This is a genomic window from Streptomyces sp. NPDC056503, from assembly GCF_042794995.1.
Classification (GTDB): Bacteria; Actinomycetota; Actinomycetes; order Streptomycetales; family Streptomycetaceae; genus Streptomyces.
Genome location: NZ_JBHTST010000068.1, coordinates 19,282 through 40,064 on the forward strand (window position 1 = coordinate 19,282; position 20,783 = coordinate 40,064).

The 20,783-nt window shown below is 73.0% G+C and carries 18 protein-coding genes; 2 read left to right on the forward strand and 16 right to left on the reverse strand.

What is annotated here, in order from left to right:
* Positions 1–17: 17 nt before the first annotated feature.
* Complete coding sequence (locus tag ACFQ8C_RS20965; protein WP_383459592.1) at positions 18–1,430, reverse strand: RsmB/NOP family class I SAM-dependent RNA methyltransferase; 1,413 nt, start codon at positions 1,428–1,430, stop codon at positions 18–20.
* Positions 1,431–1,696: 266 nt separating this feature from the next.
* A complete protein-coding gene (fmt, locus tag ACFQ8C_RS20970) occupies positions 1,697–2,629 on the reverse strand; it encodes a methionyl-tRNA formyltransferase (protein ID WP_383459595.1) in 933 nt (310 codons plus the stop codon).
* A 222-nt stretch (positions 2,630–2,851) separates the two neighbouring features.
* On the opposite strand from fmt, the gene ACFQ8C_RS20975 reads away from it, so the two are divergent.
* Positions 2,852–3,370 (forward strand): hypothetical protein, encoded by a 519-nt coding sequence (locus ACFQ8C_RS20975; RefSeq protein ID WP_383459597.1) that lies wholly within the window; start codon positions 2,852–2,854, stop codon positions 3,368–3,370.
* A 71-nt stretch (positions 3,371–3,441) separates the two neighbouring features.
* Here the strand turns inward: ACFQ8C_RS20975 and ACFQ8C_RS20980 are convergent, their stop codons facing one another.
* The 14 genes from ACFQ8C_RS20980 to pyrR form a co-directional block, all read right to left on the reverse strand.
* The gene (locus tag ACFQ8C_RS20980) at positions 3,442–5,580 is read right to left on the reverse strand and encodes a primosomal protein N' (RefSeq protein WP_383459599.1); all 2,139 of its coding nucleotides are present in this window, start codon (positions 5,578–5,580) and stop codon (positions 3,442–3,444) included.
* Between the two features lie 98 nt (positions 5,581–5,678).
* Positions 5,679–6,887, reverse strand: a complete 1,209-nt coding sequence (gene metK / locus ACFQ8C_RS20985) for a methionine adenosyltransferase (protein WP_383459602.1) — start codon at positions 6,885–6,887, stop codon at positions 5,679–5,681.
* Positions 6,888–7,124: 237 nt separating this feature from the next.
* Positions 7,125–8,390 (reverse strand): bifunctional phosphopantothenoylcysteine decarboxylase/phosphopantothenate--cysteine ligase CoaBC, encoded by a 1,266-nt coding sequence (gene coaBC / locus ACFQ8C_RS20990; protein WP_383459604.1) that lies wholly within the window; start codon positions 8,388–8,390, stop codon positions 7,125–7,127.
* Positions 8,391–8,446: 56 nt separating this feature from the next.
* On the reverse strand, positions 8,447–8,719 hold the full coding sequence (gene rpoZ / locus ACFQ8C_RS20995) for a DNA-directed RNA polymerase subunit omega (protein ID WP_030493615.1): 273 nt from the start codon (positions 8,717–8,719) through the stop codon (positions 8,447–8,449).
* Between the two features lie 28 nt (positions 8,720–8,747).
* A complete protein-coding gene (gmk, locus tag ACFQ8C_RS21000) occupies positions 8,748–9,311 on the reverse strand; it encodes a guanylate kinase (RefSeq protein WP_383459607.1) in 564 nt (187 codons plus the stop codon).
* 72 nt (positions 9,312–9,383) lie between these two features.
* Positions 9,384–9,707 carry an integration host factor gene (locus tag ACFQ8C_RS21005; protein ID WP_030493613.1) on the reverse strand — a complete coding sequence of 108 codons (324 nt, stop codon included), beginning with the start codon at positions 9,705–9,707 and terminating at the stop codon, positions 9,384–9,386.
* A gap of 308 nt (positions 9,708–10,015) precedes the next feature.
* Positions 10,016–10,852: an orotidine-5'-phosphate decarboxylase gene (gene pyrF / locus ACFQ8C_RS21010; protein WP_383459610.1), complete on the reverse strand. Its 837-nt coding sequence runs from the start codon at positions 10,850–10,852 to the stop codon at positions 10,016–10,018.
* Complete coding sequence (locus ACFQ8C_RS21015; RefSeq protein WP_383459613.1) at positions 10,849–11,958, reverse strand: quinone-dependent dihydroorotate dehydrogenase; 1,110 nt, start codon at positions 11,956–11,958, stop codon at positions 10,849–10,851. Before ACFQ8C_RS21015 ends, pyrF begins: the two co-directional genes overlap by 4 nt.
* 55 nt (positions 11,959–12,013) lie before the next feature.
* A complete protein-coding gene (carB, locus tag ACFQ8C_RS21020) occupies positions 12,014–15,322 on the reverse strand; it encodes a carbamoyl-phosphate synthase large subunit (RefSeq protein WP_383459616.1) in 3,309 nt (1,102 codons plus the stop codon).
* Entirely contained in the window at positions 15,315–16,454 is a 1,140-nt protein-coding gene (gene carA, locus ACFQ8C_RS21025) for a glutamine-hydrolyzing carbamoyl-phosphate synthase small subunit (RefSeq protein WP_383459619.1), read from the reverse strand. The genes carB and carA overlap by 8 nt, the downstream gene beginning before the upstream one ends.
* Positions 16,451–17,038, reverse strand: coding sequence for a hypothetical protein (locus tag ACFQ8C_RS21030; RefSeq protein WP_383459622.1), 588 nt, complete (start codon positions 17,036–17,038; stop codon positions 16,451–16,453). The genes carA and ACFQ8C_RS21030 overlap by 4 nt, the downstream gene beginning before the upstream one ends.
* A complete protein-coding gene (locus ACFQ8C_RS21035; protein WP_383459625.1) occupies positions 17,035–18,321 on the reverse strand; it encodes a dihydroorotase in 1,287 nt (428 codons plus the stop codon). Before ACFQ8C_RS21035 ends, ACFQ8C_RS21030 begins: the two co-directional genes overlap by 4 nt.
* 2 nt (positions 18,322–18,323) lie before the next feature.
* Positions 18,324–19,310: an aspartate carbamoyltransferase catalytic subunit gene (locus ACFQ8C_RS21040; RefSeq protein WP_383459628.1), complete on the reverse strand. Its 987-nt coding sequence runs from the start codon at positions 19,308–19,310 to the stop codon at positions 18,324–18,326.
* Between the two features lie 84 nt (positions 19,311–19,394).
* Positions 19,395–19,958 (reverse strand): bifunctional pyr operon transcriptional regulator/uracil phosphoribosyltransferase PyrR, encoded by a 564-nt coding sequence (gene pyrR, locus ACFQ8C_RS21045; RefSeq protein ID WP_383459631.1) that lies wholly within the window; start codon positions 19,956–19,958, stop codon positions 19,395–19,397.
* A 257-nt stretch (positions 19,959–20,215) separates the two neighbouring features.
* Here pyrR and bldD point away from each other — a divergent pair, with 257 nt between their 5' ends.
* Entirely contained in the window at positions 20,216–20,716 is a 501-nt protein-coding gene (gene bldD / locus ACFQ8C_RS21050; protein ID WP_015032294.1) for a transcriptional regulator BldD, read from the forward strand.
* The last annotated feature ends 67 nt before the right edge of the window (positions 20,717–20,783 follow it).

Consider the following 20,783-nt stretch of genomic DNA (forward strand, 5'->3'; position numbering starts at 1 on the left):
CGGACCAGTGGAAAACGTCAGGCCGTCCGGCGGATCAGCGCCAGGTACATGGCGTCCGTACCGTGCAGATGTGGCCACAGCTGGACGTCGGGGCCGTCCCCGAGCCGGTCGACTCCGGGGAAGAACGGCCGGGCGTCGACGAGCTCGCCGCCGCCGAGCTTCTTGAGGACGTCGTCGACGACGACCCGGGTCTCGGCGAGGTGCGGCGAGCAGGTCGCGTACCCGACGACGCCGCCGACGCGGACGGCCTTGAGCGCCTCGGTGAGCAGCCCCCGCTGGAGCGGGCCGAAGCCGTCGAGGTCCTCGGGACGGCGGCGCCAGCGGGCCTCGGGGCGGCGTCGGAGGGCGCCGAGCCCGGAGCAGGGCACGTCGACCAGGACGCGGTCGAAGGAGCCCTCGCGCCACGGCGGGCGGGTGCCGTCGGCGGCGATGACCTGGTACGGGCCGGGGTTGCCGGCCAGCGCGCGCTCGACGAGCCGGGCGCGGTGCGGCTGCTTCTCGGAGGCGAGCAGGGCGGCGCCGCGCTCGGCGGCGAGCGCGGCGAGCAGGGCCGCCTTGCCGCCGGGACCCGCGCAGCCGTCGAGCCAGCGGGTGTCGGGGCCTTCGAGCGGCACGTTGGCCAGCGCGATCGCGACGAGCTGGCTGCCCTCGTCCTGGACGCCGGCCCGGCCCTCCCGCACGGCCTCGATGGCGCCGGGCTCGCCGCCCTCGGTCAGCCGCAGGGCGTACGGGGACCAGCGGCCCGGCTCGGTCTCGGCGGCGTCGGCCAGCTCCGCGACGGTGGCACGGCCGGGCCGGGCGACCAGGGTGACCTCGGGCCGGTCGTTGTCGGCCTCCAGGAGCGCCTCGATGCCGGCCCGGCCGCCGCCGAGCGCGTCCCAGAGCGCGGAGACCACCCAGCGCGGGTGGGAGTGCATGACGGCGAGGTGGTCCTCGGCGTCCTTCTCGTACGGCGGGGCGACCTCGGCCAGCCAGCCGTCGAGGTCCTGCCGCGCGATCTTCCGCAGCACGGCGTTGACGAACTTGGCCCGCCCGTCGCCGAGGACCACGCGGGCCAGCTCGACGGTGGCGGAGACGGCGGCGTGCGGCGGGATCCGGGTCCCGAGCAGCTGGTGCGCGCCGAGCGACAGCACGTCCAGCACCGGCGGGTCGACCTCGCGCAGCGGCCGGTCGACGCAGGCCGAGATGATCGCGTCGTACGTGCCCTGGCGCCGCAGGGTCCCGTAGACGAGCTCGGTCGCGAGGGCCGCGTCCCGGGCCTCGAAGCCCTCCTTCTCCCGCGCCTTGCGCAGCAGCGGGGGCAGCACGAGGTTGGCGTACGCGTCCCGCTCGTCGACCGCCCGGAGCACCTCGAAGGCGAGCATCCGCACGGGATCCTTCTTGGGCCGGCGGTGGGGCTGGGGGGGACGGCGACGTGCCTGCTCGCTCAAAGGTGCTCCGCGTGACGAAATGAAGGGGTCGAACCCACCCAGCCTACGTCGCCGGCGGGGCGCGGGGATCCCGCGGGCCCGGGAGCCGGTCGCCCCCGGCGGGGCCGGTCGTGCCGCGCCCCGGCCCGGACGGCTCCGACCGGGCCGGGGCGCTCTGGCACCGGTGGGGGGATCCGGAGGAACTCGACGCGGTGCTCGACGCGGAGGCCGCCGGCCGAGGGACGGCCGGCGGCGGGCGCCCGTCCCCGGCGCGGGCGGCGGAGGGGCTACGCCCCCAGCCGCTCCCCCGGGGCGATGCGGACGCCGCGGGCCCAGTCGGCGGCCTTCATGGGCTTCTTGCCCTGGGGCTGGACCCAGAGGAGTTCGACGGCGTACGAGCCGGTGCCCGCGTAGACGTTGTTCTTGCCGGCCGCCAGCTCGCCGGGGGCGAGGTCGGTGCGGTCGGGGACGGGCGTCGCGTGGATCAGCTTGAGGCGCTCGCCGCGGAAGAGGGTCCAGGCGCCGGGGGCGGGGGTGCAGCCCCGGACGACGCGGTCGACGCGGAGGGCCGGCACGGCGAAGTCGACGTGGGCGTCCTCGACCTCGATCTTCGGGGCCAGCGTGATGCCGTCGGCGGGCTGCGGCACGGCCTTGAGGGTGCCGTCCTCGATGCCGTCCATGGTCGCCGAGAGCAGCCCCGCCCCCGCGAAGGCCAGCCGGGTGAGCAGGTCGCCGCTGGTGTCGGTGGGGCGGATCTCCTCAGTGATCACGCCGTAGACCGGCCCGGAGTCGAGGCCCTTCTCGATCTGGAAGGTGCTGGCGCCGGTCACCTCGTCGCCCGCCATCACCGCGTGCTGGACCGGGGCGGCGCCGCGCCAGGCCGGCAGGAGGGAGAAGTGCAGGTTGACCCAGCCGTGCGCCGGGATGTCGAGGGCCTTCTGCGGCAGCAGCGCGCCGTAGGCGACGACCGGGCAGCAGTCCGGGGCGATCTCGCGCAGCCGGGCGAGGAAGTCCTCGTCGCGGGGATGGGCCGGCCGCAGGATCTCGATGCCCTCCTCCTCGGCCCGCTGCGCGACCGGACTGGCGACCAGCCGCCGGCCCCGGCCCGCGGGCGCGTCCGGACGGGTGACCACGGCCGCGACCTCGTGCCGGCCGGAGGCGAGCAGGGCGTCCAGGGCGGGAACGGCGACCTCGGGGGTGCCTGCGAAGACCAGCTTCATGGGTGGCGGCTGCCTGTCTGTCCGGGGGCGTTGCGAGCGACACACCAGTCTAGGCCGTTCGGGAGGGGGCGTACGCGGCGGCGAGCGCCCCACGCATATGCGTGTACGCCCCCGCAGCGTGACCCAACTCCCGGTGGCGCGTTGGTCAAGAGAGATTGACCGAATCGGGCCGTCGTTCCCCCTGCGGCCCGCCCTTCCATCGCCGGTTCGAGAGGCTTTCACATGGCCGACCACGCAACCCACGACGCCCAAGCCCGGGCGAGTCTGCACCTGTTGGTGCGGGACATCGAGCGGGTCCGGCGGCAGGTGGACGCACTGCGCACGCTCACGGCCCAGCTGGGCAATGTCTACCGCCCTCGCCGCTCCGGCCCGTCCACGGGCTTCGTCGTCTACGGCCGCGCCCCCGCCCCCACCGTGCGGCTCGCCCAGGAGCTCCGCGACAGCGTCGAGACCCTGGTGACCGCGGCCGTCGAGTTCGACCGCTCCCTCGGGTTCTCCTGGGACGCGGTCGGTTCCGCGCTCGGTGTCACCAAGCAGGCCGTCCACCGCCGCTACGGCGCCCGCCGGGCGCCCCAGCAGCCCTCGGTGGAGCCGGAACAACACGGCGCCGAGCCGGGCGTGACCCGCACGCTCCCGTCGGTGCCCGCCGCGCGCTCGATGCCGCCGCAGCCGACCTCGGGCAGCGCCACCCTCCGCGAGGAGCCCCGCTCCCCCGCCTTCCCCAGCCCGCGCAACGGCTGACCGCGCGGAACCGACGACCGGCCGCCACCCCCTGGCCCGAGGGGGCGGCGGCCGTCGTCGTGTCCGCTCCGTCAGCCGATGTCCGGCGGGTCCACCCTGATCCGGACGGGGTCCCCGGTGCCGCGCGCCTGACGGCTCGCCCGGGCGTGCTTGAGCGCCTGGGCGAGGGCCGCGCCGCTGCCCGGCGGGACCCGGACGAGCGCCCGGTCCCACTGCTCGCCGGGCGGCGGGTCGCCGGGCCGGCGAGCGGCTCCCGGGCGGACCACCGGCAGGGGCACCGGCCCGAGGATCTCCGCGTCCATGGGCAGCGCGGCGCCCGCGAGGAAGGTCTCCACCGACTCGGGCGGCCCGCTCACCGCGGCCATCCGGGAGACCGGCGGAAAGCCCAGCTCGGCGCGTTCGGCGAGCTCCCGCTGGGCGTGCCCCACCGGGTCCCAGCGGACCAGGGCCTGCACCGGCCGGAGCGTCGGCTCGGCGACCACCACCACGGTGCCGCCCTCCGCCTGGCCCCTGACCAGCGAGGCCGCGTCCATCCAGCGGCGCAGCGCCTCCTCGCCGGCCCGCAGGTCGGGGCGGCCCAGCAGGGCCCAGCCGTCGAGCAGCAGCGCCGCCGCGTACCCGCCGTCGGCGACCGGTTCGGCGCCGGGGGTGGAGACCACGAGCGCGGGACGGTCCGGCACCCGGTCCAGGACGTGATCGCGGCCGGAGGTCCGTACCGGCACGGCGGGGAAGGCCCGGCCCAGCTCCTCCGCCGTCCTGCGGGCACCGACGACCTGGGCGCGCAGCCGGGTGGAGCCGCACGCCTCGCAGTGCCAGGCGGGCGCCTCGCGCCCGCACCAGCCGCAGTGCAGCTCACGCTGGTCGGGGGCCTCCAGCGGGCCGGAGCAGTGCCGGCAGCGGGCGGGCGTCCGGCACTGCTGGCAGGCGAGCCTGGGCACGTACCCCCGCCGGGGCACCTGGACGAGGACCGGTCCGGCGCGCAGCCCGTCCCGAAGCGTCTCCCAGGCGAGCGAGGGCAGCCGGGCGGCCCGCGCGGCCCCGTCCCGGGCGAGGAGGTCGTCGCCGACGGTACGCACCCGGGGCGCGGCCGAGCGGACCTCCTCGCGGCTCGCGGCGAGCGGCCGGGCCCAGCCGGACTCGACGAGCTGCGCGGCCTCCACGGTGCAGCCGGTGGCGCCGAGGAGGAAGGCGCACCGGTCGTGGGCGGCGCGCAGCAGCAGCACCTCGCGGGCGTGCGGCTGGGGGGCGTGCGGGTCGCTGTGGCTGCCGTCGCCGTCGTCCCAGAGGACGGCGAGGCCCAGGTCCTGGACCGGCGCGAACATGGCGGCGCGGGTGCCGACGACGGCCCGGACGGAGCCGCGCCGCACCGCGAGCCACTGCCCGTACCGCTTCTCGGGCCCGGCCTCGGCGGTGAGCACCGCGTGCCGCCCCTCCCCCAGGAGGGCGGTCAGGGCCGCGTCGACGCGGCCGACGGCACGCCCGTCGGGGACGACGACGAGCGCCCCGCGCCCGGAGGCGAGCGTGGCGGCGACGGCCCGGGCGATCTCCTCGGCCCAGTGCGGCCCCGGCAGCGCCGTCCAGACCGCCCGGGGCGTCCCGCCGCGGGCCAGCGACTCCAGGAACGCCGGCCCCTGCTCGTACCGCCCCCAGGTGCCGGGCTCCGGCGGCGGGGGCGGGGGCAGCGGCGCGGGCGAGGGACGCCGCTCGGCGGCGGCGCTGCGCGGCGGCACCGCGAGCTGGAGCACGTCGGCGAGGCTTCCCGCGTACCGGTCGGCGACGGCCCGCGCGAGGCCGAGCAGCTCGGGGCCGAGGACGGGCTCGGGCGAGACCACGTCGGCGAGCGCGGCCAGCGGCCCGGAGTAGTCGGAGGCGGCCCGCCGCTCGACGAGGAACCCGTCGATGAGCCGTCCGCCCTCGCGCCGCCCGCCCCGCACCTGCCCGGATCCCGCCCCGAACCGCACCCGCACCCGGACGCCCGGGCGCGCGACCTCGTCGAGTTCCTCGGGCACGGCGTAGTCGAAGAACTGGTCGAGGTGGAGCGCCCCCTTGTTCACCACCACCCGGGCCACCGGCAGCTCCTTGGCGAGCGCGGCGTCCCGCCACGTCCGCGGCTTCGCCCGCGGCACCTTCGCCTTCCGCACGGTCTCCCGAATGAGCGCGAGCTGCTCGGGCCCCTCGGTGCTCTCCTCGTGATCCTTCTCGCTGCTCACAGCCCCATACCTACCAGACGGCTCGGACAGCGGACGGACGGCCGAAGCCCGGCACCCCGTGGTGGGGTGCCGGGCTTCGACGGTGGTGCGGGGGCGCCTTACAGGCCGGCGGCCTTCTTCAGGGCGTCGACGCGGTCGGTGCGCTCCCAGGTGAAGTCCGGCAGCTCGCGGCCGAAGTGGCCGTAGGCGGCGGTCTGGGAGTAGATCGGGCGGAGCAGGTCGAGGTCGCGGATGATCGCGGCCGGGCGGAGGTCGAAGACCTCGCCGATGGCGTTCTCGATCCGCTCGGTCTCGACGGCGTTGGTGCCGAAGGTCTCGACGAAGAGGCCGACGGGCTCGGCCTTGCCGATGGCGTAGGCGACCTGGACCTCGCAGCGGGAGGCGAGGCCCGCGGCGACGACGTTCTTGGCGACCCAGCGCATGGCGTAGGCGGCCGAGCGGTCGACCTTCGACGGGTCCTTGCCGGAGAAGGCGCCGCCGCCGTGGCGGGCCATGCCGCCGTAGGTGTCGATGATGATCTTGCGACCGGTGAGGCCGGCGTCGCCCATCGGGCCGCCGATCTCGAAGCGTCCGGTCGGGTTGACCAGCAGGCGGTAGCCGTCGGTGTCCAGCTTGATGCCGTCCTCGAGGAGCTCCTTCAGGACGTGCTCGACGACGAACTCGCGGATGTCGGGCGAGAGCAGCGACTCGAGGTCGATGTCCGACGCGTGCTGCGAGGAGACGACCACCGTGTCGAGGCGGACGGCCTTGTCGCCGTCGTACTCGATGGTGACCTGGGTCTTGCCGTCGGGGCGCAGGTACGGGATGGTGCCGTTCTTGCGGACCTCGGTGAGGCGGCGGGAGAGCCGGTGCGCCAGGTGGATCGGCAGCGGCATGAGCTCGGGAGTCTCGTCCGAGGCGTAGCCGAACATCAGGCCCTGGTCGCCGGCGCCCTGCTTGTCCAGCTCGTCCTCGTCGCCCTCGACACGCTTCTCGTACGCCGTGTCCACGCCCTGTGCGATGTCCGGGGACTGCGACCCGATGGACACCGACACGCCGCAGGAGGCGCCGTCGAAGCCCTTCTTCGAGGAGTCGTACCCGATCTCGAGGATCTTGTTGCGGACCAGGGTGGGGATGTCGGCCCACGCCTTGGTGGTCACTTCGCCGGCGACGTGCACGAGGCCGGTGGTGATCAGCGTCTCCACGGCGACGCGGGAGGTGGGGTCCTCCCGGAGCAGCGCGTCGAGGATGGTGTCGCTGATCTGGTCAGCGATCTTGTCGGGGTGTCCCTCGGTGACGGATTCCGAGGTGAACAGACGACGGGACACAACGCTCCCTGGGGTTGCAGCGGCTGCTGGCTATCTCTTCGCGGACCGGCAGGGGGCTGCGCCCCGCGACGTTCCACCGACAGTCTATCGGGCCGGGTCGCCAGATGGACCAGGTGTCTCGCCTGACGAATGTGATCAGGTCGGGCGAACCGGCTCCAGGCCGGGCCGGAGCAACTCGTTCCGTGGGGCGCAGATCACTCGCGCCCCGGCGTTTCGCGTATCCGGGCCGCCCCCGACTCAGGCCGAGGGCTCCCGCAGGCGGGGCAGGACCAGGTCCCAGACGGTCTCGGCGAGGGCTTCCTTCGGACCGTACGGAACCGGGGTCTCGGTCCCGTCGGCGGCGAGGACCACGGCCTCGTTCTCCTCCGAGCCGAAGGTCTTGCGCTCGCCGACCTCGTTCACGACGAGGAGGTCGCAGCCCTTGCGGGCGAGCTTGGCGCGGCCGTTGGCGAGCACGTCGTCGGTCTCGGCGGCGAAGCCGACGACGACCTGGCCGGCCAGGGCGCGGTCGGCGGAGAGCTCGGCGAGGATGTCGGGGTTGCGGACCAGCTCGATGGTGGGCGCTCCCCCGTCGTCCGTCTTCTTGATCTTTCCGGTGGCGTAGACGGCCGGGCGGAAGTCGGCGACGGCGGCGGCCATGACGACCGCGTCGGCGTCGGCGGCGGCCTTGAGGACCGCCTCGCGGAGCTGGACGGCGGTGCCGGTGTGGACGACGTCGACGCCGGCCGGGTCGGGCAGGCCGGTGTTGGCCTCGACGAGGGTGACCCGGGCGCCCCGGGCGGCGGCGGCCTTGGCGAGGGCGTAGCCCTGCTTGCCGGAGGAGCGGTTGCCCAGGTAGCGGACCGGGTCGAGGGGCTCGCGGGTGCCGCCGGCGCTGACCACGACGTGCCGGCCGGCGAGGTCGGGGGCGGTGACGCCGCGGGCGAGGATCCGCCGGCAGACCTCGAAGATCTCGCCGGGGTCGGGGAGGCGGCCCTTGCCGGTGTCGACCCCGGTGAGGCGGCCGACGGCGGGCTCGATGACGACGGCGCCGCGGCGGCGGAGCGTGGCCACGTTCTCCTGGGTGGCCGGGTGCTCCCACATCTCGGTGTGCATGGCGGGGGCGAAGACGACCGGACAGCGCGCGGTGAGCAGCGTGTTGGTGAGGAGGTCGTCGGCGAGGCCGTGGGCGGCCTTGGCGAGCATGTCGGCGGTGGCGGGGGCGACGACGACGAGGTCGGCGCCCTGGCCGATGCGGACGTGCGGCACCTCGTGGACGGTCTCCCAGACCTCGGTGGAGACGGGGTTGCCGGAGAGGGCGGACCAGGTGGCGGCGCCGACGAAGTGGAGGGCGGAGTCGGTGGGGACGACGCGGACGTCGTGGCCCGACTCGGTGAGCCGGCGCAGCAGCTCGCACGCCTTGTAGGCGGCGATCCCGCCGCTCACGCCCAGGACGACCTTCGGCTTGGTCACGGCTGCCTCTCCCCACGCGGGTGCGCGCTCTCGGATGACGTACGACTCCATGAGACACCACAGGCCCGGCGGAAGGACCGCCGGGCCTGGAGTGACGAACGCAACGCTTACTGGACGGGGCCCTCGACGGCCTCGGAGGTCAGCAGACCCGCGTTGATCTCGCGCAGGGCGATCGAGAGCGGCTTCTCGTGGACGTGGGTGTCGACGAGGGGACCCACGTACTCCAGCAGGCCCTCACCGAGCTGCGAGTAGTACGCGTTGATCTGACGCGCGCGCTTGGCCGCGTAGATCACGAGGCTGTACTTCGAGTCCGTGGCCTCGAGCAGCTCGTCGATCGGCGGGTTGATGATGCCCTCGGGCGCGGTGATGGAAGAGGACACGCTCTACCTTCCGAAGATGGATAAAAGATCAGACTACGTGCATCAACGTTAGCAGCTCGCGTGCGACGTCCTCGACGGAGGTGTTGACGAGCGTGGTGTCGAACTCCGACTCGGCGGCGAGCTCGACCTTGGCGGCCTCCAGGCGCCGCTCGATGACCTCCGGCGACTCGGTGCCGCGGCCGGTGAGCCGGCGGACCAGCTCCTCCCAGCTCGGCGGGGCCAGGAAGACCAGCTGGGAGTCGGCCATGGACTCCTTCACCTGCCGCGCGCCCTGGAGTTCGATCTCCAGGAGGACGGGCTCGCCGGACTCCAGGCGGTCGACGACCGCGCTGCGGGGCGTGCCGTAGCGGTTGCCCGCGAACTCGGCCCACTCGAGGAGCTCACCGTTGGCGATCAGCTTGTCGAACTCGTCGTCCGTGACGAAGAAGTACTGGACGCCGTGCTTCTCGCCGGGGCGGGGCTTTCGTGTCGTGGCCGACACCGAGAGCCAGACCTCGGGGTGGACCTTGCGCATATGAGCGACGACCGTGCTCTTGCCGACCCCTGAGGGGCCGGAGAGCACGGTCAGCCGCGGACGTACCTCTGCTGCCATGCAGCGATTATTCCAGTATCGCCGGGGTGCCCGGGACGCGTGTCCCGGATCGGGTACCGGCCGGGGCGCCGGTCAGGCGCCCGCGCCGCCGAACTCGCGCTCCAGGGAGGCGATCTGGTTGGAGCCGAGACCGCGGACGCGGCGGCTCTCGGAGATGCCGAGCCGCTCCATGATCTGCTTGGCACGGACCTTGCCGACGCCGGGCAGGGACTCGAGCAGGGCGGAGACCTTCATCTTGCCGATGACGTCGTTCTCCTGGCCCTGCTTGATGACCTCGTGGAGGGAGGCCCCGGAGTGCTTGAGTCGATTCTTGACCTCGGCCCGCTCCCGGCGAGCCGCGGCGGCCTTCTCGAGCGCGGCTGCGCGCTGTTCAGGGGTAAGGGGCGGAAGAGCCACGCCTACGTCACCTCGGATGTCGATCTGTCGGATACGGACCGGTGAGGGACCTGGTCGACCCACACCAGTGGAGCAACGCCCGACGACGTGGTCGTCGGACGCCTGCTCTGCCCCGGAGACTAGCGGCCATGGCCGCTCCAGTCAGCGAGAACAGCGGAAAAGTCCTGGTCAGCCTCTGTCGACCGGGACTTTTCCGGCATATCGACCCTGATTTCTGCCAAGATTTCGTCAAGTGCGACGACGGGGCGCGGCCCGGCGCCGCCGTCCGCTCCCACCTGCGGGGATGACCGGAGGGGGCTCGGCGGGGGTCAGCCGGCGACGGCGGCCCGGATCTCGTCCGCGTAGCGCGTCGCCGCGTCCCGCAGGGCGGACACGTCCGGTCCGGCGCGGAGCACGCCGCGGCTCACGTTCGGGACCACGTTGCGGACCGCGTCGCCGAAGACGACCGGGAGGTCGGCCGGGGTCGCGCCCTGGGCGCCGATGCCCGGGGCGAGCAGCGGGCCGTTGATGTCGAGGTCGAAGGAGGAGAGGTCGCCGAGGGTGGCGCCGACGACCGCGCCGAAGGAGCCCATGGGGGTCTCCCCCGCGTTCTCCTCGGCGAGGTGGGCGAGCATGGTCGCGCCGATCGTCCGCCCGTCCTCCCGCACCGCCCGCTGGACCTCGGCGCCCTCCGGGTTGGAGGTGAGCGCGAGGACGAAGAGGCCGGCGCCGGACTCGCGGGCCAGGTCGACGGCCGGCTTCAGGGAGCCGTAGCCGAGGTACGGGGAGACCGTGAGCGCGTCGGAGAAGAGCGGGGAGTCCTTCCGCAGGAACGTCTCCGCGTAGGCGGCCATGGTGGAGCCGATGTCGCCGCGCTTGGCGTCCATGACGACCAGGCCGCCGGCGGCCCGCAGATCGGCGGTGGCGCGCTCCAGGACGGCGATGCCCCGCGAGCCGAAGCGCTCGAAGAAGGCGGCCTGCGGCTTGAAGACGGCGACGGTCTCCGCCAGCGCCTCGACCACGGTGTACGTGAAGCGCTCCAGGCCCGCGACGTCGTCGCCGAGGCCCCAGGAGTCCAGCAGGGAGGCGTGCGGGTCGACGCCGACGCAGAGGGGTCCGCGCTCGTCCATGGCGGAGCGCAGGCGGGTGCCGAAGGAGAGGGTCACTGGGCGGCCTTTCGGTGGTCGGCGCCGACGGCCTCGGCGAGGGTGGCGTACGGGGAGGCCGCGAGGCGCGCGGCGAGGCCCTCGTGGATCGCGCGGGCGTAGAACGGGCCCTCGTAGATGAAGGCGCTGTAGCCCTGGATCAGGGTCGCGCCGGCGAGGATCCGCCGCCAGGCGTCCTCGGCGTTCTCGATGCCGCCGACGCCCACCAGGACGATCCGGTCGCCCACGCGCGCGTACAGGCGGCTCAGGACCTCCAGGGAGCGCTCCTTGAGCGGGGCGCCGGAGAGGCCGCCGGTCTCCTGCACGAGGGCCGGGGCGGAGCTCAGGCCGAGGCCCTCGCGGGCGATGGTGGTGTTGGTGGCGATGATGCCGTCCAGGCCGAGCTCGACGGCGAGGTCGGCGACGGCGTCCACGTCCTCGTCGGCGAGGTCGGGGGCGATCTTCACCAGGAGCGGGACGCGGCGGTCGGTGACCGTGCGGTCGGCGGCCTCGCGGACGGCGGTGAGCAGCGGGCGGAGCGACTCGGTGGCCTGGAGGTTGCGCAGGCCGGGGGTGTTCGGAGAGGAGACGTTGACGACGAGGTAGTCGGCGTGGGCGGCGAGCCGCTCGGTGGACTTCACGTAGTCGGCGGCCGCGTCGGCCTCCTCGACGACCTTGGTCTTGCCGATGTTGACGCCGACGACGGTCCTGAAGACCGGCACGCGCGCGCGCAGGCGGGCGGCGACGGCGGCGGAGCCCTCGTTGTTGAAGCCCATGCGGTTGATCAGGGCCCGGTCCGGGACGAGGCGGAAGAGCCGCTTCTTGGGGTTGCCGGGCTGGGCCTCGCCGGTGACGGTGCCGATCTCGACGTGGTCGAAGCCGAGCATGGCCATGCCGTCGATGGCGACGGCGTTCTTGTCGAAGCCGGCGGCGAGGCCGAAGGGGCCGTGCATGCGCAGGCCCAGGGCCTCGGTGCGCAGCTCCTTGCGGCGGGGGGCGAGGACGGCGGCGACGAAGGTCCGCAGGACCGGGGTGCGGGCGGCCAGCCGGATCCAGCGGAAGGCGAGGTAGTGGGCCTTCTCGGGGTCCATGCGCTTGAAGACGAGCTGGAAGAAGAACTTGTACATGGTGGTGTCCTCATGAAGAGGGGGACACCGTTTCCGGTGTCCCCCTCGGTGGCAGCTAGTCGCGGGCCGCGATCAGGTGTTCGGCGTGTTCCTGGAGGGAACGGACGCCTACGTCGCCGTGGTTGAGGGCGTCGATGCCCTGGACGGCCGCGGCGAGCGCCTGGACCGTGGTGAGGCAGGGGACGCCGCGGGACACCGCGGCCGTGCGGATCTCGTAGCCGTCGAGGCGGCCGCCGGTGCCGTACGGGGTGTTGACGATCAGGTCGACCTGGCCGTCGTGGATGAGCTGGACGATCGTCTTCTCGCCGTTCGGGCCCTCGCCCTCGCTGAGCTTGCGCACGACGGTGGCGTTGATGCCGTTGCGCTTGAGGACCTCGGCGGTGCCGGAGGTGGCGAGCAGCTCGAAGCCGTGGGCGACCAGCTCGCGCGCCGGGAAGATCATCGAGCGCTTGTCGCGGTTGGCGACCGAGATGAAGGCGCGGCCCTTGGTGGGCAGCGGGCCGTAGGCGCCGGCCTGCGACTTGGCGTAGGCGGTGCCGAAGACGGCGTCGATGCCCATGACCTCGCCGGTGGAGCGCATCTCCGGGCCGAGGACGGTGTCCACGCCGCGGCCGTGCACGTCGCGGAAGCGGCTCCACGGCATCACGGCCTCCTTGACGGAGATCGGCGCGTCGAGCGGCAGGGTGCCGCCGTCGCCGGTCTTCGGCAGCATGCCCTCGGCGCGCAGCTCGGCGATGGTGGCGCCCAGCGAGATGCGGGCGGCGGCCTTGGCGAGCGGCACGGCGGTGGCCTTGGAGGTGAAGGGCACGGTCCGGGAGGCGCGCGGGTTGGCCTCCAGGACGTAGAGGATGTCACCGGCCATGGCGAACTGGATGTTGATCAGGCCGCGGACGCCGACGCCCTTGGCGATGGCCTCGGTGGAGGCGCGCAGGCGCTTGATGTCGAAGCCGCCCAGCGTGATCGGGGGCAGGGCGCAGGCCGAGTCGCCGGAGTGGATGCCGGCCTCCTCGATGTGCTCCATGACGCCGCCGAGGTAGAGCTCCTCGCCGTCGTAGAGGGCGTCGACGTCGATCTCGATGGCGTCGTCGAGGAAGCGGTCGACCAGGACCGGCCGGGTGGGGCTGATCTCGGTGGACTCGGCGATGTACGCCTCCAGGCGCGCCTCGTCGTAGACGATCTCCATGCCGCGGCCGCCGAGCACGTACGAGGGGCGGACCAGGACCGGGTAGCCGATCTCGTCGGCGATCTTCTTGGCGCCGGCGAAGGTGGTGGCGGTGCCGTGCTTGGGGGCCGGCAGGCCGGCCTCCTCCAGGACACGGCCGAAGGCGCCGCGGTCCTCGGCGGCGTGGATGGCCTCCGGGGAGGTGCCGACGACCGGCACGCCGTTGTCCTTGAGGGCCTGGGAGAGGCCGAGCGGGGTCTGGCCGCCGAGCTGGACGACCACGCCGGCGATCGGGCCCGCGAGGGACTCGGCGTGGACGATCTCCAGGACGTCCTCCAGGGTGAGCGGCTCGAAGTAGAGCCGGTCGGAGGTGTCGTAGTCGGTGGAGACGGTCTCCGGGTTGCAGTTGACCATCACGGTCTCGTAGCCGGCGTCGCTCAGGGCGAAGGAGGCGTGGACGCAGGAGTAGTCGAACTCGATGCCCTGGCCGATGCGGTTCGGGCCGGAGCCGAGGATGATCACGGCGGGCTTCTCGCGCGGCGCGACCTCGGACTCCTCGTCGTAGGAGGAGTAGAAGTACGGCGTCTTGGCGGCGAACTCGGCGGCGCAGGTGTCGACCGTCTTGTAGACCGGGCGGACGCCGAGGGCGTGCCGGACCTCGCGGACGACGTCCTCGCGCAGGCCGCGGATCTCGGCGATCTGGGCGTCGGAGAAGCCGTGGCGCTTGGCCTCGGCGAGCAGCTGGGGCTCCAGCTTCTCGGCGCCGGCGAGCTCGTCGGCGAGCTCCTTGATCAGGAAGAGCTGGTCGACGAACCACGGGTCGATCTTCGTGGCGTCGAAGACCTCCTCCGGGGTGGCGCCGGCGCGGATCGCCTGCATGACGGTGTTGATGCGGCCGTCGGTCGGGCGGACCGCCTCGCGCAGCAGCTCGGTCTTGTCGCCGGGCTCGCCGGTGAAGGCGAACTGCGAGCCCTTCTTCTCCAGGGAGCGCAGGGCCTTCTGGAGGGCCTCGGGGAAGTTCCGGCCGATGGCCATGGCCTCGCCGACCGACTTCATGGTCGTGGTCAGCGTGGAGTCGGCCGAGGGGAACTTCTCGAAGGCGAAGCGCGGGGCCTTGACGACGACGTAGTCGAGCGTGGGCTCGAAGGACGCCGGGGTCTTCTCCGTGATGTCGTTCGGGATCTCGTCCAGGGTGTAGCCGACGGCGAGCCGGGCGGCGATCTTGGCGATCGGGAAGCCGGTGGCCTTGGAGGCGAGGGCCGAGGAGCGGGAGACGCGGGGGTTCATCTCGATGACGATGATCCGGCCGTCGACCGGGTCGATCGCGAACTGGATGTTGCAGCCGCCGGTGTCGACGCCGACCTCGCGGATGATCGCGATGCCGATGTCGCGGAGCCGCTGGTACTCGCGGTCGGTGAGCGTCATCGCCGGGGCGACGGTGATCGAGTCGCCGGTGTGGACGCCCATCGGGTCGAAGTTCTCGATGGAGCAGACGACCACGACGTTGTCGGCCTTGTCGCGCATGAGCTCCAGCTCGTACTCCTTCCAGCCGAGGATGGACTCCTCCAGGAGCACCTCGGTGGTCGGGGAGAGCGTGAGGCCCTGGCCGGCGATGCGGCGCAGCTCGTCCTCGTCGTGGGCGAAGCCGGAGCCGGCGCCGCCCATGGTGAAGGAGGGGCGGACGACGACGGGGTAGCCGCCGAGCGTCTCGACGCCCTGGAGGACGTCCTCCATGGAGTGGCAGATGACGGAGCGGGCGGACTCGCCGTATCCGATCTTGGCCTTGACGGCCTCGACGACGCCCTTGAAGAGGTCGCGGTCCTCGCCCTTGTGGATGGCCTCGACGTTGGCTCCGATGAGCTCGACGCCGTACTTCTCCAGGACGCCCTGCTCGTGCATGGAGATCGCGGTGTTGAGCGCGGTCTGGCCGCCGAGGGTGGGCAGGAGGGCGTCGGGGCGCTCCTTGGCGATGATCTTCTCGACGAACTCGGGGGTGATCGGCTCGACGTAGGTGGCGTCGGCGATCTCCGGGTCGGTCATGATCGTGGCCGGGTTGGAGTTGACCAGGATCACCCGCAGGCCCTCGGCCTTGAGGACGCGGCAGGCCTGGGTGCCGGAGTAGTCGAACTCGGCGGCCTGGCCGATGACGATCGGGCCGGAGCCGATGACCAGGACGGACTGGATATCGGTGCGCTTAGGCACGCTCGGCCTCCATGAGGGTCACGAAGCGGTCGAAGAGGTACGCGGCGTCGTGCGGGCCCGCGGCCGCCTCGGGGTGGTACTGGACGGAGAAGCCCGGCTGGTCGAGCAGCTGGAGGCCCTCCACGACGTTGTCGTTCAGGCAGACGTGCGAGACCTCGGTACGGCCGAAGGGGGTCTCGGAGACCTTGTCGAGGGGCGCGTCCACGGCGAAGCCGTGGTTGTGCGCGGTGACCTCGACCTTGCCGGTCGTCCGGTCCTGGACGGGCTGGTTGATGCCCCGGTGGCCGTACTTCAGCTTGTAGGTGCCGAAGCCGAGCGCGCGGCCGAGGATCTGGTTGCCGAAGCAGATGCCGAAGAGCGGGGTCTTCCGCTCCAGGACGGCGGTCATCAGCGCGACCGGGCCGTCGGCGGTGGCCGGGTCGCCCGGGCCGTTGGAGAAGAAGACGCCGTCGGGGGCGACCGCGTACACGTCCTCGACCGAGGCGGTGGCGGGCAGCACGTGGACCTCGATGCCGCGCTCGGCCATCCGGCGCGGGGTCATGCCCTTGATGCCGAGGTCGATCGCGGCGACGGTGAACTTCTTCTCGCCGATCGCGGGGACGACGTACGGCTCCTTGGTGGCGACCTCCTCGTAGAGGCTGGCGCCCTTCATCTGGGGCTGGGCCTGCACCCGGGCGAGCAGCTCGGCCTCGGGGGCCAGGGCCTCGCCGGAGAAGACGCCGGCGCGCATGGAGCCGCGCTCGCGCAGGTGGCGGGTGAGGGCGCGGGTGTCGATGCCGGAGATGCCGACGACGCCCTGGGCGACCAGCTCGTCGTCGAGGCTGCGCTTGGCGCGCCAGTTCGACGGGATGCGGGCGGGGTCGCGGACCACGTAGCCGGAGACCCAGATGCGGCTCGACTCGTCGTCCTCGTCGTTCCAGCCGGTGTTGCCGATCTGGGGGGCGGTGGCGACCACGATCTGGCGGTCGTACGACGGGTCGGTCAGGGTCTCCTGGTAGCCGGTCATGCCGGTGGAGAACACGGCCTCGCCGAAGGTCTCCCCCACGGCCCCGTAGGCGCGGCCGCGGAAGGTGCGGCCGTCCTCCAGGACGAGTACGGCGGGAGCCTGGGCTCCCCTTGTGGAGGTCGTCATCGTGCGATGCCTTCCGTCGTGTCGATCATCGGAGTGTCGATCATGGAGTTGATGGCCTCGACCCAGGCCGTGTGCCCGGCGGCCCGGTCGGAGCGGAAACCGGAGTCGAGGAGGGTGGAGCCGTGCTCCCAGGTGACGATCAGGAGCCCGCCCTCGGCGAGGACCTTGCCGGCGATGCCCTTGTCGAGGCGGGCCTCGCGCAGGGCGGCGGCGGGGATCAGGAAGTCGTTCGCCCCGGGGCGGACGACCGAGATCCCGGCGTCGGTGAGCGTGAGCTCGGCGCGGCTGCGGGTGCCGAGGCCGTGGGCGACGATCCGGTCGAGCCACTGCCCGGCGGTGGTGGAGCCGTGGTAGCGGCCGTCCATCGTCAGCTTGGCCTCACCGGGCGCCTGCGGCACCTCGGGGAGCTCGGGGAGGTCCGACTGGAGGCTGCCGCGCCACTTCCAGCCCTGGCGCATGAGCCAGTAGACGAAGGCGACGAAGAGCAGGAGTCCGACGACCCAGCCGATCCGGCCGGCCCAGTCGGTCACCTCGGCCGACTTCTGCTCCGCGGCGAGGGCCGCGCTTGCGATGTGGTGTGTCACGCCAACTTCCCGTCCATGACCGTTGCCCGGCCCCGCAGGAAGGTGTGGGTGACGCGACCCGGCAGCTCGCGGCCCTCGTAGGGGGTGTTGCGGCTGCGGGAGGCGAAGTCCGCGGGGTCCACGGTCCCACGGTAAGCCGGATCGACCAGGACCAGGTTCGCGGGCTCACCAGCCGAGACGGGCCGTCCGTGGCCGGTGGCGCGGCCGATGCGGGCCGGGGCGGCGGACATCCGGTCGGCGACGCCGGCCCAGTCGAGGAGGCCGGTCTCCACCATCGTCTGCTGGACCACGGAGAGCGCGGTCTCCAGGCCGACCATGCCCATGGCGGCGGCGGCCCACTCGCAGTCCTTGTCCTCGTGCGGGTGCGGGGCGTGGTCGGTGGCGACGATGTCGATGGTGCCGTCGGCCAGCGCCTCGCGCAGGGCCAGCACGTCGCGCTCGGTGCGCAGCGGCGGGTTGACCTTGTAGACCGGGTCGTACGTGCGGACCAGCTCGTCCGTGAGGAGGAGGTGGTGCGGGGTGACCTCGGCGGTGACGTCGATGCCGCGGGACTTGGCCCAGCGGACGATCTCGACGGAGCCGGCGGTGGAGAGGTGGCAGATGTGGACGCGGGAGCCGACGTGCTCGGCGAGGAGGACGTCGCGGGCGATGATCGACTCCTCGGCGACGGCCGGCCAGCCGCCCAGGCCGAGCTCGGCGGAGACGATGCCCTCGTTCATCTGGGCGCCCTCGGTGAGGCGGGGCTCCTGGGCGTGCTGGGCGACGACGCCGCCGAAGGCCTTCACGTACTCCAGGGCGCGGCGCATGATCACGGCGTCGTCGACGCACTTGCCGTCGTCGGAGAAGACGGTGACGCCGGCGGCGGAGTCGTGCATGGCGCCGAGCTCGGCGAGCTTCCTGCCCTCCAGGCCGACGGTGACGGCGCCGATCGGCTGCACGTCGCAGTAGCCGGCCTCCTTGCCGAGCCGGTACACCTGCTCGACGACGCCGGCGGTGTCGGCGACGGGGTGGGTGTTGGCCATGGCGAAGACCGCGGTGTAGCCGCCGGAGGCGGCGGCGCGGGTGCCGGTGAGGACGGTCTCGGAGTCCTCGCGGCCGGGCTCGCGCAGGTGGGTGTGGAGGTCGACGAGGCCGGGGAGGAGGATCCGGCCGTCCGCCTCGATCACGGTCGCGCCCTCGGCCGACAGGCCGGTGCCGACCTCGGCGATGGTCTCGCCGTCGAGGAGGACGTCCTGCGGCTCGCCGCCCAGCACCTTCGCACCACGGATAAGGATCTTGCTCATCTTTACTTGCTCTCCTCGGTACGGGTGGCGGTGGGGGCGGCGGCGGGCTCGGAGCCGCCGAGCAGCAGGTAGAGGACGGCCATCCGGACGGAGACGCCGTTGGCGACCTGCTCGACGACCGTGCAGCGGTCGGAGTCGGCGACCTCGGCGGTGATCTCCATGCCGCGGACCATGGGGCCGGGGTGCATGACGATGGCGTGCTCGGGCATCCTCGCCATCCGCTCGCCGTCCAGCCCGTAGCGGCGCGAGTACTCGCGCTCGGTCGGGAAGAAGGCGGCGTTCATCCGCTCGCGCTGCACACGCAGCATCATCACCGCGTCGGACTTCGGCAGCACGCTGTCGAGGTCGTAGGAGACCTCGCAGGGCCAGGTCTCGACGCCGACGGGGACGAGGGTGGGCGGGGCCACCAGGGTGACCTCGGCGCCGAGGGTGTGCAGCAGGTCGACGTTGGAGCGGGCGACCCGGCTGTGCAGGACGTCGCCGACGAGCGTGATCCGCCGGCCTTCCAGGTCCTTGCCGAGACCGGCGTCGCGGCCGACCAGGCGGCGGCGCATGGTGAAGGCGTCCAGGAGGGCCTGGGTGGGGTGCTGGTGGGTGCCGTCGCCCGCGTTGATGACGGGGGCGTCGATCCAGCCGGAGGTGGCGAGCCGGAAGGGGGCGCCGGAGGCGCCGTGCCGGATGACGACGGCGTCGACGCCCATCGCCTCCAGGGTCTGCGCGGTGTCCTTCAGCGACTCGCCCTTGGAGACGCTGGAGCCCTTGGCCGCGAAGTTGATGACGTCGGCGGAGAGGCGCTTCTCGGCGGCCTCGAAGGAGATCCGGGTGCGGGTGGAGTCCTCGAAGAAGAGGTTGCAGATGGTCCGGCCGCGGAGGGTCGGCAGCTTCTTGATGGGCCGGTCGGCCACCCGGGCCATCTCCTCGGCGGTGTCGAGGATCAGGACGGCGTCGTCGCGGGTGAGGTCGGCGGCCGAGATGAGGTGACGCATCATCGGGGTTTCTCTCCGGGGTGGGGAGGCATCAGGGCATGCGGGGGCGCGGGAGGGTGCCCGGGCCCCGCGGGGTGGCCGGTCCGGCTAGGAGGCGGACTTGCCGCCGAGCAGGACGGTGTCGCGACCGTCCTCCTCGGCGAGCTGGACCTTGACGGTCTCCCGCAGCGACGTGGGGAGGTTCTTGCCGACGTAGTCGGCGCGGATCGGGAGCTCGCGGTGGCCCCGGTCGACGAGGACGGCGAGCTGGACCGCCCGGGGGCGGCCGATGTCTCCGAGGGCGTCGAGGGCGGCGCGGATGGTGCGCCCCGAGAAGAGGACGTCGTCGACGAGGACGACGAGGCGGCCGTCGACGCCTTCCCCGGGGATCTCGGTGCGGCCGATGGCGCGCGCCGGCTTCATCCGGAGGTCGTCGCGGTACATGGTGATGTCGAGGGAACCGACCGGGACCTTGGCACCGGTGATCGATTCGAGCTTCTCGGCCAGCCGACGGGCGAGGAAGACGCCGCGGGTGGGAATGCCGAGGAGGACCACGTCGTCCGCGCCCTTGGCGCGCTCGACGATCTCGTGGGCGATCCGGGTCAGGACCCGGGCGATGTCGGGGGCCTCGAGAACCGGCCGCGCCTCATCGGTGTGCTCTTGCGTGTCCATGAAGAAAGGACCTCCTTCTCCGCCTCACTGGACGGTCTTTAAAGGACGTCGGATGTACGCCGTCCACTTTAGCAGGGGTGCTCGCGCCGGCTTTCCCGGGGGCACCCCTCCCCCGCTCCGACCTGCGGCGGACCGTCCCCCGGGAGGGGGTGGCGAGCCGCTTTCGGCTTGACGGGAAAGAGTAACGCTGCGTAACCTCACAGTGAGTTACCAGCCGCGCGGCGCAGCCGCATGTCGTCACAGCGTCCGGGAGCGTTATGTCCAGCGAATACGCAAAGCAGCTCGGGGCCAAACTCCGCGCCATCCGCACCCAGCAGGGCCTGTCCCTCCACGGCGTGGAGGAGAAGTCCCAGGGCCGCTGGAAGGCCGTGGTGGTCGGCTCGTACGAGCGCGGCGACCGCGCCGTGACCGTTCAGCGTCTGGCCGAGCTGGCGGACTTCTACGGCGTGCCGGTGCAGGAGCTCCTGCCCGGTACGACCCCCGGCGGCGCCGCCGAGCCCCCGCCGAAGCTGGTCCTGGACCTGGAGCGCCTGGCCCACGTCCCGCAGGAGAAGGCCGGCCCGCTCCAGCGCTACGCGGCGACGATCCAGTCGCAGCGCGGCGACTACAACGGCAAGGTGCTGTCGATCCGCCAGGACGACCTGCGCACCCTGGCCGTCATCTACGACCAGTCCCCCTCGGTCCTGACCGAGCAGCTGATCAGCTGGGGCGTGCTCGACGCGGACGCGCGCCGCGCGGTCGCCCACGAGGAGAACTGACTCCTCCGCACCCCCTAGTGCAGAAACGTGCCGCCGGGCCCGTGGACGTCATCCGACGCCACGGGCC

What these genes read in the sequence shown, in the direction of transcription:
- bldD (WP_015032294.1), top strand. Translation starts at nt 20,216, where the DNA reads ATGTCCAGCGAATACGCAAAGCAGCTCGGGGCCAAACTCCGCGCCATC.
- gmk (WP_383459607.1), bottom strand. Translation starts at nt 9,311, where the DNA reads ATGGCAGCAGAGGTACGTCCGCGGCTGACCGTGCTCTCCGGCCCCTCA.
- fmt (WP_383459595.1), bottom strand. Translation starts at nt 2,629, where the DNA reads ATGAAGCTGGTCTTCGCAGGCACCCCCGAGGTCGCCGTTCCCGCCCTG.
- ACFQ8C_RS21035 (WP_383459625.1), bottom strand. Translation starts at nt 18,321, where the DNA reads ATGAGCAAGATCCTTATCCGTGGTGCGAAGGTGCTGGGCGGCGAGCCG.
- ACFQ8C_RS20975 (WP_383459597.1), top strand. Translation starts at nt 2,852, where the DNA reads ATGGCCGACCACGCAACCCACGACGCCCAAGCCCGGGCGAGTCTGCAC.
- pyrR (WP_383459631.1), bottom strand. Translation starts at nt 19,958, where the DNA reads ATGGACACGCAAGAGCACACCGATGAGGCGCGGCCGGTTCTCGAGGCC.
- ACFQ8C_RS21040 (WP_383459628.1), bottom strand. Translation starts at nt 19,310, where the DNA reads ATGATGCGTCACCTCATCTCGGCCGCCGACCTCACCCGCGACGACGCC.
- coaBC (WP_383459604.1), bottom strand. Translation starts at nt 8,390, where the DNA reads ATGGAGTCGTACGTCATCCGAGAGCGCGCACCCGCGTGGGGAGAGGCA.
- ACFQ8C_RS21015 (WP_383459613.1), bottom strand. Translation starts at nt 11,958, where the DNA reads ATGTACAAGTTCTTCTTCCAGCTCGTCTTCAAGCGCATGGACCCCGAG.
- carA (WP_383459619.1), bottom strand. Translation starts at nt 16,454, where the DNA reads ATGACGACCTCCACAAGGGGAGCCCAGGCTCCCGCCGTACTCGTCCTG.